Origin of the sequence: Kordiimonas pumila, assembly GCF_015240255.1 — a bacterium.
In the GTDB taxonomy this organism is placed as follows: Bacteria; Pseudomonadota; Alphaproteobacteria; order Sphingomonadales; family Kordiimonadaceae; genus Kordiimonas; species Kordiimonas pumila.
This window is the reverse complement of the sequence record NZ_CP061205.1, coordinates 1,115,593-1,132,500: the sequence shown is the minus strand read 5'-3', so window position 1 is coordinate 1,132,500 and position 16,908 is coordinate 1,115,593. Positions and strand designations below refer to the sequence as shown.

Below are 16,908 nucleotides of genomic sequence, written 5' to 3'. Positions count from 1 at the left end.
GGCCGGATTCTAGAAGCTGTGCTGACCCTCAGCAACCGGACCCTTGAAGCCTTTTATTTTAAAGATAAAAATGGTGATGAGGATTATTTCAGCGCTGATGGCAAAAGCACACGCCGGGCTTTGATGAAAACCCCGCTGGATGTAGCCGTCGTTACATCATCTTACGGATCGAGAAAGCACCCTGTTCTTGGTTATACACGGATGCATAAAGGCGTCGATTTCAGGGCCCCAACGGGCACCCCGATTATGGCAGCAGGGGATGGTGTTATTGAAATGGCTTCCCGCAATGGCAGCTACGGTAATTATATTCGTATCCGCCATAATGGTGATTATAAAACAGCGTATGGCCACCTTAGCCGGTACGGCACAGGTGTTAAAAAGGGTAAACATGTCAAGCAGGGGCAAGTTATTGGCTATTCTGGTGCAACAGGCAGGGTAACCGCCGCACACTTGCACTATGAAGTATTGCTGAACAATAAGCAGGTGAACCCGCTTACCCTGAAGTTGCCAACAGGCCGCACCCTAAAGGGTGAAGAACTAATGGCTTTTCAAGGATCCCGCGATGTCATTCTTGCGGAAATTGATCAGGTTAGAAATATGCAGCTCGCGCTGGCAAGCACAGCAGACGACACATCGCCTGTTGGTGCGGCTTCAACAGCCGCGCGCTAAAGTTCAGAACCCTGATTCTACAAACAGTAAAAGCCGCGCCCAAAAAGCGCGGCTTTTTTTATAACCATTACCTGCGTAATCAGGCCGCGCTCGCCTGAGCTTTCAACGGCGCTATCAGCAAGTCTTTATCGCCAAGCCCAACATTCACTGTATCGCCCGGCTTGATGTCACCCCGTAAAATCTGCTCTGCAAGTTTATCCTGAACATATTTTTGCACAGTGCGCTTTAAAGGCCTCGCCCCGTAAACAGGATCATAGCCCGCATCAGCAAGCCAGATGCGAGCATCATCTGTTACCGTTAGAGTTATCTTTCGGTCATCCAAAAGCTTTTGCAGCCGGGCAAGCTGAATATCAACGATACCCGCCATATCAGACCGCTCAAGCCTGTGGAACAAAATGATCTCATCAAGCCTATTGATAAATTCGGGTCTAAATGATGCTTTCACAACATCCATCACCTTACCGCGTACATCCTCTACCGGCACACCGTCAGGCAGTTCGGCAATCAAATGTGACCCAAGGTTAGAGGTCAGAATAATCAGTGTATTGCTGAAATCCACTGTTCGCCCCTGACCGTCGGTCAAACGTCCATCATCAAGCACCTGCAAAAGCACATTAAAGACATCCGGGTGTGCTTTTTCGATCTCGTCGAACAATATCACCTGATAGGGCCGCCTGCGCACAGCTTCGGTTAGGGTGCCACCCTCCTCATAACCAACATAGCCTGGAGGTGCACCAATCAGCCGTGCAACAGAATGTTTCTCCATAAACTCCGACATGTCGATCCGCAGCATCGCTGTATCATCGTTAAAGAGAAAGGCGGCAAGGGCTTTGGTCAGTTCTGTTTTCCCGACACCGGTTGGCCCCAAGAACATGAAACTGCCAAGAGGCCGGTTAGGGTCCTGCAAGCCAGCACGCGCGCGCCTCACGCTGTTTGAAACAGCTTCAAGTGCCTCGGTTTGCCCGATCACCCGGCCAGCGAGTGCCGTTTCCATATTAAGAAGCTTTTCTCGTTCACCTTCCAGCATTCTATCAACAGGCACGCCTGTCCACCGGGACACAACACCTGCAATATCCTGATCTGTTACTTCTTCACGCAGCAGGTTTGATTCCTCTACATGGTCAGCAGAGAACTGTAGCCTGCGCTCAAGGTCAGGGATAACACCGTGCTGCAATTCGCCAGCTTTGGCATAATCACCACTACGCTGCGCCTGCTCCAGCTCGATACGGGCGCGGTCCAGCTGTTCCTTAACCTGTTGGCCACCGGCGATCTTGTCTTTTTCAGACTGCCACCGTGCTGTTAGCTCTGCTGACTTTTGTTCCAAATCAGCAAGTTCTTTTTCAATGTCAGAAAGGCGAACCTTGGCTCCTTCGTCTTTTTCTTTTTTCATCGCTTCGCGTTCAATTTTAAGCTGGATGATTTTTCTATCCAACTCGTCAATCTCAACAGGCTTTGATTCGGTTTCCATACGCAGGCGCGCAGCCGCTTCGTCCATCAGGTCGATCGCTTTATCCGGCAAGAAACGATCTGTAATGTAGCGGTTCGAAAGTGTAGCCGCCGCAACAATAGCGCCATCTGTAATGCGAACGCCGTGGTGCAGTTCATACTTTTCCTTAAGGCCGCGCAGAATGGAAATCGCATCCTCGACCGTAGGCTCAAGCACCATCACAGGCTGGAACCGGCGTTCCAAAGCGGCATCCTTTTCTACATATTTGCGGTATTCATTCAGTGTAGTTGCGCCAATACAGTGCAGTTCACCCCGGGCAAGAGCAGGCTTCAACAAATTAGAAGCGTCCATTGCACCGTCTGTTTTACCGGCACCAACCAGTGTGTGCATCTCATCAATAAAGAGAATAACATCGCCGCCACCGTGCGATACTTCCTGCAACACGCCCTTGAGACGCTCTTCAAATTCGCCGCGGTATTTAGCGCCCGCAATAAGCGCGCCCATATCAAGCGCCATAATGCGTTTGTCTTTAAGGCTATCCGGCACATCGCCATTAGCAATTCTAAGAGCAAGTCCTTCAGCAATCGCTGTTTTACCCACACCAGGCTCACCGATCAAAACCGGGTTGTTTTTTGTGCGGCGCGACAATACCTGAATGGTGCGGCGAATTTCTTCATCGCGCCCAATAACCGGGTCAAGCTTCCCCTCGCGCGCACGCTCTGTCAGGTCTTGTGCAAACCGCTTTAAAGCATCATAAGCATTTTCTGCAGAGGCGCTATCTGCTGTGCGACCCTGTCTGATTTTATTAATGGCTTTATTAAGCCCCTCGGCTGTAACATTCGCGGCCTTCAAAATATCTGCCGAGGCAGATTTAGGCATTAACAAAAGTGCGAGCAGTAATCGCTCAGCGGTTACATATTTATCGCCTGCTTTTTCTGCAATCTCTTCTGCCTTGGCAAAGGTCTGCGCTGTTAACGGGTCTAGGTGCAATTGCCCTGCCCCGCTGCCTTCTATTTTAGGTAATTTTGCAAGCGCCTTTTCGGTTGCCGCAAGCGCTTCCTCTGGCTTGCCGCCCGCTGCCCGTATTAGATTCGCGGCCAAGCCTTCCTTGTCATCAAGAAGAACTTTAAGCAGGTGCTCTGGTGTAAACCGCTGATGATTTTCACGGATAGCCAAGCCTTGCGCTGACTGTATAAAGCCCCGTGTACGTTCGGTATAGTGTTCAATATTCATGTGTTATCAACCCCATGACTGTGTTTTTGCCCTTCTTGTGAAGCAACAAAATATCTGTTTCAAACAAAGACGCCCCGTTTGGGCACGCCGTATAGTTGATATGTGGGTATTGATAAGGACCACTCAAGTCCTAGATACAAAAAAAGCGGCTCAGAAGCCGCCTTTTATAAATTTTAGAACACAGAGCGATTATTAGGCTGCGGCGTCATCTTTTGGTGCTTCGGTAGCCGTGCCAGCATCGCTCGCCACAGGTTTCTTACGCCTGACAGGTGCACGGCGCTTTGGCTTTTCAGCCACTGCTTCCGTTGCGCCTAAATCAAGTTCCGGGTGAACCTCGGCTGGTTGTTCTGCCTTTGCAGGATCAACCGGGGCTACCTTTTTAGCACGCGGCTGACGCTTTGGTTTTTCCGCTATTGTCTCTTTTTCTACAGGAGTAGGTGCCAGCGCCGCTGTTTCAGCTTTTTTAACCTCATCGGGAGCTTTTGCTACCGCAACCTTTTGCTCTGGTGCCACGCCGTTACCGTTATCAGTATTAGCAGAACTGTCATTATCCCAGTTTCTGCGGTTTCTGCCACCCCGGCGGCCCTGATTTTGGTTTTGGTTTTGGTTTTGGTTCTGATGCTGGTTATGGTTTTGATTCTGGTTGTCGGAATCATTATCGGAATCATTATCCCGATTATTGCCCTGCATTTCATTCAAAACCCGCTGATAGTGATCAGCGAACTGAAAATAGTATTCAGCCATCATACGGTCGCCAGACTGAAGAGCCTCACGTGCCTGATTCTTGTATTTCTCAAGAGACTGCTTTGGGTTTCCCCTCACCCTATTATCTGGGCGGTTGTTCCCCGGTCCATTACTCATTCCATTACTACTATTTCTACCGCCACCTTTGCGTGCTGCGGGACGTGCGCGCTGTTTTCGCGCATTTTGAGGCTGTGTCATACGAAATTTATACCAACAGTGTCAGAAGTTTTATAATTTGGCAGACTTATTCTGCCAATTGTCCGAGATCGATAATCGATTTTTTTCGGATATGCCTGCAGCGCCAATCTAAAATCAAGCAATCTGCGTTTTGCAAGGGTCACCCTAGCGCCTAAAATTCATTATTCCAAGCGCCAATTTCTTTTTTAAGTGTTTTTTCCGCTAATAACCCGATCAATACCGTTCAAATCTGGATATGTTGTGATTTCAAAATAGCCTGCCTGCTCAAATAAAGCGGCAATATCGCCTGCCTGCCCAATACCAAACTCGACCGCCAGCAGCCCACCCTTTGACAAAAACTTTGTGGCTTCCAAAATAATAACCCTGTAAGGGCCTAACCCATCCATGCCGCCGTCAAGCGCGGTTTTGGGTTCAAAGTCTTTAACATCTGGCATCAAACCCGCAATATCATCACTCATAATATAGGGAGGGTTAGATACTATTATATCAAAACCGGCGGCTGGGCGTTTAATATTTGAAAACCAATCACTTTGAACAAAGCTCGCGCGCTCTGCCAAGCCATTCAAAACCGCATTTTCCTGAGCAACCTTTATCGCTTCTCCGGCCATATCGGCGCCTACACCTCGGGCATCACCCAGTTCCGCCAGTAAACTCAGTAAAATACAGCCACTTCCTGTTCCTAAATCAAGGATTTGTAGCGCTGGTTTTTGCGGCCTCTGTTTTAAAACTGCTTCTATAAGGGTTTCAGTATCAGGGCGCGGTATTAAAACATGCTCGTTAACTTTAAAGTCAAGGCTCCAGAAAGGCTGCATCCCGGTTATGTAGGACACAGGTTCGAACCTTAGCCTTCTGGTAAGGCAGTGCTTGAAATCCAGCGCCTGCTCGTCAGTAAGTTCAATGTCGCGCGAAAAAAGCGCCAAACGGTCGCATTTCAAGACATGAGCCAGCAAAATTTCTGCGTCTAATCGTGCGGTTTGAATACCAACCGATGAAAGCTCCAGAGAAGCAGCCTTTAAAACAAAAGCTGACGCCCGGTCGCTCATCAAAGGGCAGCTTCCATTTCTGAAAGTTTAGCCGCCTGATCTGCATCAATCAGTACATTCACCATTTCTGTCAAGCCATCACCCGCCATAATCTGATCCAGCTTATGCAGCGTAAGCCCTACCCGGTGGTCAGTTACACGTCCCTGCGGGAAATTATAGGTGCGAATACGCTCAGAACGATCGCCAGAACCAACCTGAGATCGGCGATTTGCAGATCGTTCATTTGCAATTTTTTCACGCTCCATATCATAAAGGCGGGCGCGCAAAATCTTCATCGCTTTATCGCGGTTTTTATGCTGCGATTTCTCAGCCTGCACCACCATAATACCGGTAGGTATATGGGTAATTCTGACGGCCGAATCTGTGGTGTTTACGTGCTGACCACCAGAACCTGATGCCCGCATGGTATCAATACGCAGGTCTTCCGGGCGAATATCAAGATCAACTTCTTCAGCCTCAGGCAAAACAGCAACAGTTGCCGCACTTGTATGAATACGACCGCCGGATTCTGTCGACGGTATACGCTGTACACGGTGCACACCAGATTCAAACTTCATTTTGGCAAACACACCCTTGCCAGTCACGTTCGCAATAACCTCTTTAAAACCACCCACCTCGGAAGCTGAGGCCGAAATCATTTCAATTTTCCAGCCCTGACTGTCAGAAAAGCGCTCATACATACGGTACAGGTCACCCGCAAACAGCGCCGCTTCATCGCCGCCAGTACCGGCACGAATTTCCAGAATAGCCGAGCGTTCATCAGCTGCATCTTTGGGTAATAGCAGAATAGATAAAGCCTTATCCATTTCAGGCAGGCGTTCCTTAAGGTCATAAAATTCGGCTTCTGCAAGGTCGCGCATTTCGGGGTCATCCCCCTTCATCATGTCAGCGAGGTCAGCAAGTTCACTACGGCCATCCTGCAACTCTTTGGCGGCTTCTATGATCGGCCCAAGATCAGAATATTCCTTACTCAGTTTAACAAATTCCTCATTTGTAAACTCGTCCGGTGTCGTCAGCGAATGAGACAAATAATTATGGCGGTCCAGAAGGCTTTGAATCTGTTCGTTTGAAATCACGGTTGGCCCCTTTAGCGCGTTACATGTTCGGCAAGCTCACCGAAAGGTACATCTGTTTGCTCGCCCGTTGACAGGCTTTTCACGGCGGCAACCCCTGCTTCAAGTTCAGTATCGCCAATAATAATGGCAAACGCCGCGCCTGATTTATCAGCCCTGTTCATACGTTTTTTGAGATTGCCTGAACGGTCAGACATAACATTAGCCCCGGCATCGCGCAGCACCTCGGCAAGCTCAATTGCTTTCAGGGTTGCAGCTTCCCCCATGGGCATCAAAATCGTGGCTGCCGCAGGGGCCACACCTTTTTCTGAAAGCATGGCAAGGCGCTCGATCCCGCCAGCCCAGCCAATACCTGGTGTGGCTGGCCCACCTAATTGCTCGATAAGGCCGTCATAGCGACCACCCGCAAGCACGGTTCCCTGTGCACCAAGCGCATCAGTTACAAACTCAAAAGCCGTGTGCGTGTAATAATCCATGCCTCGCACCAGCCTTTCGTCGTGCACGAACGGCACCCCTGCAGCGGCTATGCCTTTTTTAACGGTTTCAAAAAACTTCTGAGACACCTCATTAAGACACTCTGACAACAACGGCGCACCGGCAATAATCTCGCGGTCGCCCTCATCCTTACTATCAAGAATACGAAGTGGATTGGTTTCCAGTCTGCGCAGGCTATCTTCCGAAAGCTTGTCTTTAAAGCCCTCAAGATACGTTACCAGTGCGGCCCTGTAAGCATCACGGCTTTCCTTATCACCAAGCGTGTTAAGGTGCAGCACGACATTCCCTGCAATATCCAGATCTTTCAAAATTCTCCATGCCATTGCGATCATATCAACATCAGCTTCCGGGTCAGCCTGCCCTAAAAGTTCGGCGTTAATCTGGTGAAACTGGCGGTAACGGCCTTTTTGCGGGCGCTCATAGCGAAAAGCAGGGCCATGGCTCATTAACCGGCACGGTGTATTTTGCTGCATACCGTTTGAAATGAAGGCCCTGCACACACCTGCTGTAAACTCTGGTCGCAAGGTTAGCTCCTCGCCGCCCCTGTCCTCAAACGTGTACATTTCTTTTGAAACAATATCAGACGCTTCCCCAAGAGGGCGCTTGTACACTTCCGTGAATTCAAATATCGGGGTTGCCAACTCTTCAAAGCCATATGACGTAGCAACGCGCTTGAATGTATCAACCACCGCTGTCATGTGGCGGGCCTCGACCCCAAAAATATCACGCGTACCGCGCGCTGGTTGCAGCTTGGACACTGTTTTTTTCCTTATTTTAAGCTAATGCGCCGCAGCGCTTGCCGCGTTTGCAGCTTCAATTTGTGCTGCTTTTTCTTCGACCAGTTCAACGATATGATCAACCAGTTTATCATCGGTAATTTTATGGTCCGTCATCCCTGACAGATAAACCATGTGGTTACCATTGCCACCGCCTGTGAGGCCAATATCTGTTTCGCGTGCTTCGCCCGGACCGTTTACAACGCAGCCAATAATCGACAAACTAAGCGGCGTGTGAATATGGCCTAAACGCTGCTCAAGAACTTCAACTGTCTTAATGACCGGAAAAGCCTGTCGTGCGCAGGACGGGCAGGAAATTATTTGAACACCCCGGTGCCGCAGCCCAAGGGATTTCAGCATTTCAAAGCCTACTTTCACTTCTTCTTCAGGCTCAGCCGACAGTGATACACGAATAGTATCACCAATACCTGCCCACAAAAGCGAGCCTATACCAATAGATGATTTCACTGTGCCGCCGCGAAGGCCGCCCGCTTCGGTAATACCAAGATGAAGCGGATAATCACACGCATCGGCAAGGCCCTGATAGGCAGCAACCGCCAGAAACACGTCTGAAGCTTTCACGCTGATTTTAAATTCAAAAAAGTCATTATCTTCAAGAATGCGGGCATGCTCAAGCGCACTTTCAACCAATGCTTCGGGGCAAGGCTCACCGTATTTTTCCAGTAAATGCTTCTCAAGCGACCCGGCATTAACGCCAATCCGCATAGAACAGCCATTAGCTTTGGCAGCCCGAACAACCTCTTTCACCCGCTCTGACGACCCAATATTACCGGGGTTAATGCGGAGGCAAGCAGCGCCAGCATCAGCCGCTTCAAGCGCGCGTTTATAGTGAAAGTGAATATCGGCAACAATTGGCACCTTTGCTTCACGGCAAATGGTAGGCATGGCTGCGGTTGATTCTTCATCCGGGCAAGAAACACGGATAATATCAACACCGGCCTCTTCTGCGAGCCTGATCTGGTTCAAGGTCGCACGTGGATCAGACGTTAAGGTGTTGGTCATGGTTTGTACCGTGATCGGCGCATCGCCACCAACAGGAACATTCCCAACCATTATCTGGCGGGATTTCCTTCTAATCACATCTCTCCACGGGCGAATGCTCACCAACAGCACCTTTTCTTATAAAGAAGCATTTGTGAGGCTTATAGACGAGAAAAGTGTCAGCTTAAAGAACGGATTTGTCTATGAGCTTAAAAAATCGCGTATCAAGAGCCTTCAGGAAGACTACTACGCTGGTTAAAGGTGCTCAATTGGGCTGGTTGCTCAATTTGCATCTTTGTAACCACAGCACCGCGGTCCCCTAGTAGCTGCCCGTGTTTGCCGTCAAGATGCAACATAACACCGCCCGCATTAGAGGTAGAGAGCATCAACGGCCCTTTTGCTTTGGGGCGGTAGGTTTCACCTGCCCGTAAAACACCTGCCCATATTTCAGTGCCATCTTCCGCCACCAGTCTTAGCCAGCTATCTTCCTGTGCTTCGAGAGCAAAATATGGTTTACCTACATCATTGCCCGCAAAATCACCCGCATAAACCGCAGGGGCAAATAGCGAACCAGCCGCTTTATAAGGCGGTGTTTCTAACGCGGTCTGTAGTGTCGCAACAGTAACGGCTTCTGCTACAGGGCCTGCCTGTTGCTCATCACTAAGTGCTGTCTTGCTGTCTGTAGGCTCTGCCGCCACCTCTAATACACCTACCTGCTCTGATGGGTTGACAGGCGCGTATAGCAAAGGCGTCTCAGTTTCATCTACATCAACGCCGATATCCTGAAGGTTCGCCTGAACAGCCGCCAAATGTGCTTTCTCAATAGCGATATCATGTTGCTCTGCCATTTCATTGCTACCATCAGCAAAGCCGAAACCTGAACCAAACACTACCCAGCAAAGGGAAACACCCAAAAGCCCTGTAACCGGCGCAAGCCAAGACGGTGTTCTACGCACCGTGTGCTCGTCGTCGCACACATGCGAAACAACACGGCGCTCAATTTTTGGCGCTACACCGAGCTCGTTTTTAAAATCCGCAACAATAGACGCCACATCAAGGCCCAGCATGCCCGCATAAGATTTCACAAAACCAACAGCAAAGGTTTGCTCCGGCAATTGATCAAACCGGCCTTCTTCCATGGCTGTTAAATAACTACTGCGCACGCAAATCTCTGCGGCCACTTCCTTGATAGAAAGCCCCTGAGCCAACCTGGCTTCTTTTAACAGATTCGCAATCATTGCTGTTTTGTTTTCCATATCAAAACCGCCCCCTGCCTTTTATGAGGCAGTTACCTTATTTTCGCATTTACGCGCTGCTGTGACCCGAAGATCTCACCAAACCTTCGTAACCATCACATATAACAGTGAAAAATGAATTAGCGAACCAAGTCAATAATATTCAAATTTTAAGTGAATATTTAGCGCTTTTTGGGCAAAAAACGCTCATTTACAAGGACATAGGTCCTAAAACTACACCTTTATGCCATGATCTCGGGCAAAATGTACGAGCGAATCGCGAATCGAGTGTTCGGGTGAACCGATATTTGACAGCAAAAACTGTTGTAATTGGCCCATGTGCACCGAACGAATCATTCTTTTGACCGGACCAATTGATGTAGGCGATATTGAAATACGCCTCAAGCCCAGCGCAACAAGTGCCATGGCTTCAATGGGTCGCCCGCCCATTTCGCCGCACAGAGTAACCGGCACATTTGCTTCAGCACATGCTTTAAAAATCATGTGTAAAAATGCCAGCACAGACGGGGCAAGTAAATCATACCTGTCTGCCAATCGCGGGTTGCTGCGGTCACAGGCAAAAAAGAACTGCATCAGGTCATTTGTACCAATAGATAAAAAGTCTATTTCTTTAAGGAGAATATCAAGCTGCCAGCTTAAAGCGGGTACCTCGAGCATACAGCCAATTTTTACAGCAACCGGCGGCACCTTGCCAAATTTCTTCAGTCGTTCAATTTCCTTTTGCATAATAACGCGACAACGCCTGAACTCTGCCACCTCAGCAATCATGGGAAACATAACATAAAGCGTTTTACCCGAGGCAGCATAAAGAAGCGCCCGTAACTGGAAACGCAGAAGCGCAGGGCGGTCAAGCGCCACACGAATAGCCCGCCAGCCCATAGCCGGGTTTTCTTCCTCGTCCCGAGGCAGGAAAGGCACCTGTTTATCGCCGCCTATATCAAGGGTACGAAACACCACAGGCCTGTCGCCTGCTATATCAAGCGCGGTCTTGTAAATTTTAGTCTGTTCATCCACTTTTGGTAAAACCGGCGAAACCATAAACTGAAACTCGGTACGAAACAGGCCAATACCCTCTGCACCGGTTTTATCAAGGCTGGGCAAATCAACCAGAAGGCCTGCGTTCATCAGAAGATCAACTTTAAAACCATCTTTGGTTTCTGCGGGCAGATCGCGCTCTGATGCATATTCAGCAAGCAGCTTTTCCTGCAACTTCAGCGTTGCCCTGTATGTCTCGATAACATCTTCGCCGGGCCTGATATAAGCATGCGCATTTTCAGTATCAACGACAATTTGTTCGCCCGCCTGAACATGGCCTAAAAGGTTATTAACCCGCCCAAGAACAGGCACACCCATAGCACGTGCAATGATCACCACATGCGCGGTGCTAGACCCTTCCTCAAGCACAATCGCTTTCAGATACTTCTGGTCATAGTCCATAAGTTCTGCGGGGCCAATATTACGCGCCACAAGCACAGAATCACGCTTCAAAACCGCACGGTAATCAGATTTATCACCTTGGATAATCCGTATTAAACGGATAGCGAGATCTTCAAAGTCTCCAATACGCTCCCGCAGGTACGGATCATGGATTTTAGCCATCCGCGCGCGGTTATCCTGCTGCACTTTATCAACAGCCGCCTCCGCCGTCAGGCCTGAGGCAACGGCCTCACGCATTTTCTGCTGCCAGCCCCTGTCGTGGGCAAACATCCGGTATGTTTCCAGTACCTCGCGGTGTTCGCCGCCGTGGGCAAGGTTCGGATGCTCGATCATTTCCTCAAGCTGGGTACCAAGTGTATCAATTGCCTCATCAAGGCGTTTCTTTTCGTCGTCAACACTGTCAGCAATTGTTCGGGTAATGCGCACTTGTGGCTGGTGAAACACTGCCACCCCTGCCCCAACACCGCTTGCAAACATGGTACCGTTTAATGTAACAGACTTGCCTGTTGTCGAAACATCTTCAGCTAATTCGGTTTGGGCAACCAGATCGCCAGCACCCACAAGCTCGGCTATTACCATTGATATGGTTTGAAGCGCCTCAACTTCCTCTGGTGTATAGCTGCGCGATGCCACGTTCTGGACAACAAGAACCCCCACCACACGGCCCATTCGGCGCACAGGCACACCGAGGAAACTATGATAAATCTCCTCGCCTGTTTCAGGGCGATACGCAAACCGAGGGTGCTGTGGCGCCTCTGAAAGATTAAGCGGCAGGCCACGCTCGGCAACAAGACCGACAAGGCCTTCTCCCACACTCAGGCGTGTTTGGTGAACCGCCTCTTCGTTCAAACCTTCGGTAGAGAAAAGTTCTAACACGCCGCCCGCGCGTGCCAGATATATAGAGCACACTTCCGCAACCATATTCTGGGCAATCAGGCGCACAACGCGGTCAAGCTTATCTTGCGCGTCGCCACCGCCTGCCATTACACTGTGCAAGCGTCTTAATAATAGTCTCGGCTGACTTACATGGTCAGGCAAGGTAATCCCCTTGTTTAGAGCCTGGCCTTACTCTCGTTAAAGATATAGGACCAGATTGGCAAACATACTAGACTACTTCCTAAATACTTTTAGAAAGATGTTCCACCGCCTGCATCACGAGTTCATCAATAATCTCGGATGTTGGCTGAATTTTGTTTACCATCCCCACGCTTTGCCCTGCCATAACCGAACCTGTGTCGACATCCCCATCAACAACAGCGCGGCGAAGTGCCCCACCCCAGAATTGTTCGATCTGCATTTGGGCATCTTCTTGGCTTACTTCCCCTTTATGGAAACGCTCTAACACTTCACGCTGCGTTACCATAAATCTTTCTGTGCCCTCATTCCTAAGGGCCCTTACCGGTATAACCGGAAACTTATCATCAATTTGAACGCTGGCAATAGCATCGCGTGCTTTTGCGCTAATGAAAGCCTTTTTAAACTTTTCATGTGCCACACATTCTTCAGCCACAACAAAGCGGGTACCAAGTTGTACGCCAGAAGCCCCCATTCCCAGATAGGATGCAATAGCGTCGCCGCGGCCAATACCACCCGCCACAAAAACCGGTACGTCTTCAATAACTGGTAAAATTTCCTGTGCCAGCACGCTCGTTGAAACCGGGCCAATATGACCGCCCGCTTCCATGCCCTCAATCAGAATGGCGTCGACCCCAGAACGAACCAGCTTTTTTGCAAGGGTTACTGTCGGCGCAAAACACATTAACTTTGAGCCATACCCTTTAATGGTCGCGATATTAGCGCCAGACGGCAAACCGCCAGCCAGCACAACATGGCTAACCTTCATATCGCCGCATGCAGCAACCAGATTATCAATGTCAGGATGCAGGGTAATAAGGTTTACCCCAAAAGGTCGGTCTGTCATTTTGCGGGTTGCCTCGATTTCAGCGGCCAGCATAGCGGGGGTCATACCACCGCATGCAATAACGCCAAAACCACCTGCATTCGAAATGGCAGACACCAGATTTCGCTCTGAAACCCATGTCATAGCACCGCCGAGGATCGCATATTTGCTCCCTAGAAAATCTGTACCACGTTTCCAGAGGGCATTTAGCTGTTCCTGACCATGTGTGCTCATATACATTCCTTTAAATCGGAAACCTGCGGAAATGCAGATTAACTGGCATCCAGACCGTAGGCAGTATGCAAGGCACGTACGGCCAGTTCTGTATACTGTGCTTCAACAAGAACACTGATCTTAATTTCAGACGTTGAAATAACCTGAATGTTGATACCTTTTTCTGCCAAAGTATCAAACATAATTCGTGCCACACCAGCATGACTACGCATACCAACGCCGACAACAGAAATTTTCACCACGTCCCCTGTATATACAAGGTCCCTGAATTTAATCTGGCCGCGTTTTCCTTCAATAGCTTTAACAGTGCGTTTCAGGTCATCCTCTGGCACTGTGAAGGTAACATCGGCTGATTTACCGTCATCAGAGGCGCTTTGCACGATCATATCAACATTGACATTTTCATCAGCCAAAGACCCAAACAGGCATGAAACCTGACCTGGTAAATCTTCCAGCCCAACCACTGTTACTTTTGCTTCACCGCGAGAATATGCAATCCCGCTTACAACTTCCTGTTCCACAATCTCATCCTCACCAACAACAAGAGTTCCGGGTTTATCTTCAAAAGAAGAAAGAACCTGTGTGCGCACGCCTTGTGTCATGGCGAGTGCAACGGAACGGGTCTGCAATACTTTAGCGCCAAGTGATGCCATTTCCAGCATCTCTTCGTAGGTAATTTTATTAATTTTTCTGGCCTTGGGCACAATACGAGGGTCCGTAGTGTAAACACCGTCCACATCCGTATAGATATCGCACCTGTCCGCCTTTATTGCGGCAGCGATCGCCACGGCTGATGTATCACTGCCGCCGCGCCCGAGTGTTGTAATACGGTTATCTTTTGCAATACCCTGAAACCCTGCCACAACAGCAACCCGGCCTTCAGCAAGGCACTTTTCCAGCGCAACCGTTTCAATCGTTTCAATGCGGGCAGCACCATGCACGTCGTTTGTGCGAATAGGCACCTGCCAGCCAAGGAAAGAGCGGGCAGGAACACCAAGCTCCTGCAAACAAATGGCCAGAAGGCCAACTGTTATCTGCTCGCCTGCAGCCACCACCGCATCATACTCGCGGGCATCATGCAGGGGCGCAGCCTCGCGGCAATAACCAACAAGGGTGTTGGTCGTGCCTGCCATAGCAGAAAGCACAACAACAACTTCGTGCCCTTCTTCAACGGCCTTTGCTACACGCTTTGCCACATTTTTGATTCGGTCAACATCGCCAACCGAAGTACCACCAAATTTCTTTACTATCCGTGCCATACACTTGTCCGGCTTACTAAATGATGCAACTGACTTGACCAAAAGCCAAACAGGTGCGACCAAAAGAATAATACTTATTAGTTCACAGCGGCCCTATGTAATGGCAGTTATGGATTGGTGCAAGCATTGAGACACCTCAAAATAGCTTTGGAAGGCGAAAATGTCTGAAATTGACCAAAAAACCACGAAAAAAGATGCAGCAGCAGGCATCACTGTTGATGAAAATGAAGTAGCGTTTTTTGCCCGCATTGCAGACAGCTGGTGGGACCCACACGGCCCGTTTAGACCCCTGCACATTTTAAACCCCACCCGCCTTGGGTATATAAGAGAACAAGTAGAAAGCCATTTCGGTGCCCCTAAAGACAGCACAACCCCCTATAAAGGCTTACGTTTTCTGGATATTGGCTGTGGCGGCGGGCTGGTATCTGAGCCAGTTGCACGTTTGGGCGCTGATATGGTGTCGGTCGATGCCTCTGAAAAAAACATCAAAACCGCAAGCTTACACGCCGCCAATGCGGGCCTGAAAATTGATTTCAGGAACACCACCGCCGAATCGCTGGTGGACTTAGGCGAACAGTTTGATGTGATTATCAATATGGAAGTGGTGGAACATGTGGCCGATGTAGATGCGTTCCTTACAGCCTGCGCCGCCCTCTTGAAGCCCGGCGGCCTTATGCTGATGTCCACCATCAACCGCACCGTGAAAGCATACCTGTTTGCGATTATCGGCGCCGAGCACGTGCTGCGCTGGCTGCCTGTTGGTGCCCACGACTGGAACAAGTTCCTGAAACCGGCCGAGCTTGCAAACGCCTTAAAGAAAACGGGCCTCACGCACACAGCGCCCACCGGCTTTGTCATGAACCCGCTAACGCAGAAATGGCGGCTCGATGATAGGGATGTGGCGGTGAATTATGCGATGGCCGCACGTAAAGTCGTTTAATTGCCGTTTTATACACTTGGCTGCGGCCGCGTTTACCAACGACAACAATAGGCACAATAAGTTCAGCAGGCTCACCCCATAAAGGCAGGCTTACCAAAAAAATACCCTTGCATATAATCTACGCCCATTTGCCGCAAAACGCTTGCTTCTGCTTCGGTTTCAATACCCTCTGCAACAGTAAGGATGCCATTATCGCGGGCGATATGCAGCAGGTGTTTCACAATCACCTGCTTAAAAGTATCCTGATCAATATCCCTTATAAGATCCATATCAATTTTCACATAATCAGGGCGCATTTCATGCAGCATGTTCAGGCTAGACCAACCTGAACCAATATCGTCAAGCGCTATACCAAAACCTGCCATGCGGTAAAAATCGAGAATAGATTTAAGATGTGCCTTGTCTCGTGCAGCGTGCGTTTCCGTTAGCTCAAAAACAATATTTTTCGGCTCCAGACCTTTTTCAGTAACAGCCGCAACTGTTGTCCGCAAACAGTAGGCCGGATCATACACACTGGATGGGTTGAAATTGATAAATATTTTGGCAAAATTCAGGCCTGCCCTCGCCGCTGCCTCAACAGCGCAGTGCCGTGCAGCCAGATCAAGGGTATAGAGAAGGTCAGATTTTCCTGCCACGTGAAACACATGACCAGGCGGAATTTGAACATTTTTTTCATCACGCATGCGAAACAAACCTTCGTATGCAAAAAGCTCGTCCCCCATCCCACCTGAAGTTTTATATATAGGCTGAAACCATGTTTCATACCGTTCTGCCTCAAGCGCATCTGATACCCATAAACTCTGATAGCGGTGTATAAAAATATCTGCTGTCAGCACCCGGCCCAAGTCATCAGGCAAAAGTTTATCAACCTCCGTTGTTACCATATTTGTATTTGCTAATTCCTGACCGTTTAAGGCCACCATCAGCGCCGTCAAAAATGGCGTAACCCTTTCACGAGGAATGGCAAGCCGAATGCAATAGTCACTCATACAAACCTTGGTATAGCCTTGTTCATCAGCAACTTTATTAACTTTTGCAAAACCATCTGATGTAGGCAGATATAACCAGAAAAAAGTTACATCAAAAATATGATTTGTAATTGTTTGGCACTCTTTACAAAACATGAAACGCCTCTCCGTAACCAGTGTCCGTATTTAAATCTATTGTTTCAGGGCGTACTTTTTAGGCACAAAAAGCAGCAA

Annotated in this window: 13 protein-coding genes (1 of these 13 only partly in view); 2 read left to right on the top strand and 11 right to left on the bottom strand. The window is 49.2% G+C overall.

All coding sequences use genetic code 11. The features are described from left to right. Positions 1 to 669: the end of a M23 family metallopeptidase gene (locus ICL80_RS04980; RefSeq protein WP_194215007.1), read on the top strand. It extends 768 nt beyond the left edge of the window; 669 of the gene's 1,437 nt are visible here — the last part of the coding sequence; its start codon lies beyond the left edge, outside the window; it ends in the stop codon at positions 667 to 669. A 79-nt stretch (positions 670 to 748) separates the two neighbouring features. Here ICL80_RS04980 and clpB read toward each other — a convergent pair whose 3' ends face one another. The 10 genes from clpB to ICL80_RS04930 form a co-directional block, all read right to left on the bottom strand. Then, positions 749 to 3,349, bottom strand: a complete 2,601-nt coding sequence (gene clpB / locus ICL80_RS04975) for an ATP-dependent chaperone ClpB (RefSeq protein ID WP_194215006.1) — start codon at positions 3,347 to 3,349, stop codon at positions 749 to 751. Between the two features lie 192 nt (positions 3,350 to 3,541). Beyond that, positions 3,542 to 4,291 carry a DUF4167 domain-containing protein gene (locus ICL80_RS04970; protein WP_194215005.1) on the bottom strand — a complete coding sequence of 250 codons (750 nt, stop codon included), beginning with the start codon at positions 4,289 to 4,291 and terminating at the stop codon, positions 3,542 to 3,544. 185 nt (positions 4,292 to 4,476) lie between these two features. Further along, positions 4,477 to 5,334, bottom strand: coding sequence for a peptide chain release factor N(5)-glutamine methyltransferase (gene prmC / locus ICL80_RS04965; protein ID WP_194215004.1), 858 nt, complete (start codon positions 5,332 to 5,334; stop codon positions 4,477 to 4,479). Continuing rightward, entirely contained in the window at positions 5,334 to 6,410 is a 1,077-nt protein-coding gene (prfA, locus tag ICL80_RS04960) for a peptide chain release factor 1 (RefSeq protein ID WP_194215003.1), read from the bottom strand. The genes prmC and prfA overlap by 1 nt, the downstream gene beginning before the upstream one ends. 11 nt (positions 6,411 to 6,421) lie before the next feature. Next, positions 6,422 to 7,660: a histidine--tRNA ligase gene (hisS, locus tag ICL80_RS04955; protein ID WP_194215002.1), complete on the bottom strand. Its 1,239-nt coding sequence runs from the start codon at positions 7,658 to 7,660 to the stop codon at positions 6,422 to 6,424. Positions 7,661 to 7,681: 21 nt separating this feature from the next. Further along, positions 7,682 to 8,806 carry a flavodoxin-dependent (E)-4-hydroxy-3-methylbut-2-enyl-diphosphate synthase gene (ispG, locus tag ICL80_RS04950; RefSeq protein WP_194215001.1) on the bottom strand — a complete coding sequence of 375 codons (1,125 nt, stop codon included), beginning with the start codon at positions 8,804 to 8,806 and terminating at the stop codon, positions 7,682 to 7,684. A gap of 98 nt (positions 8,807 to 8,904) precedes the next feature. After that, positions 8,905 to 9,936 (bottom strand): helix-turn-helix domain-containing protein, encoded by a 1,032-nt coding sequence (locus ICL80_RS04945; RefSeq protein WP_194215000.1) that lies wholly within the window; start codon positions 9,934 to 9,936, stop codon positions 8,905 to 8,907. A 213-nt stretch (positions 9,937 to 10,149) separates the two neighbouring features. After that, positions 10,150 to 12,357, bottom strand: a complete 2,208-nt coding sequence (gene ptsP, locus ICL80_RS04940) for a phosphoenolpyruvate--protein phosphotransferase (RefSeq protein ID WP_194215768.1) — start codon at positions 12,355 to 12,357, stop codon at positions 10,150 to 10,152. A gap of 133 nt (positions 12,358 to 12,490) precedes the next feature. Then, entirely contained in the window at positions 12,491 to 13,507 is a 1,017-nt protein-coding gene (locus tag ICL80_RS04935; RefSeq protein ID WP_194214999.1) for an NAD(P)H-dependent flavin oxidoreductase, read from the bottom strand. 38 nt (positions 13,508 to 13,545) lie between these two features. Further along, positions 13,546 to 14,766: an aspartate kinase gene (locus ICL80_RS04930; protein WP_194214998.1), complete on the bottom strand. Its 1,221-nt coding sequence runs from the start codon at positions 14,764 to 14,766 to the stop codon at positions 13,546 to 13,548. Between the two features lie 160 nt (positions 14,767 to 14,926). On the opposite strand from ICL80_RS04930, the gene ubiG reads away from it, so the two are divergent. Then, complete coding sequence (gene ubiG / locus ICL80_RS04925; protein ID WP_194214997.1) at positions 14,927 to 15,706, top strand: bifunctional 2-polyprenyl-6-hydroxyphenol methylase/3-demethylubiquinol 3-O-methyltransferase UbiG; 780 nt, start codon at positions 14,927 to 14,929, stop codon at positions 15,704 to 15,706. Positions 15,707 to 15,777: 71 nt separating this feature from the next. Here the strand turns inward: ubiG and ICL80_RS04920 are convergent, their stop codons facing one another. Further along, positions 15,778 to 16,830 (bottom strand): EAL domain-containing protein, encoded by a 1,053-nt coding sequence (locus ICL80_RS04920; protein ID WP_194214996.1) that lies wholly within the window; start codon positions 16,828 to 16,830, stop codon positions 15,778 to 15,780. Between the last annotated feature and the right edge of the window lie 78 nt (positions 16,831 to 16,908).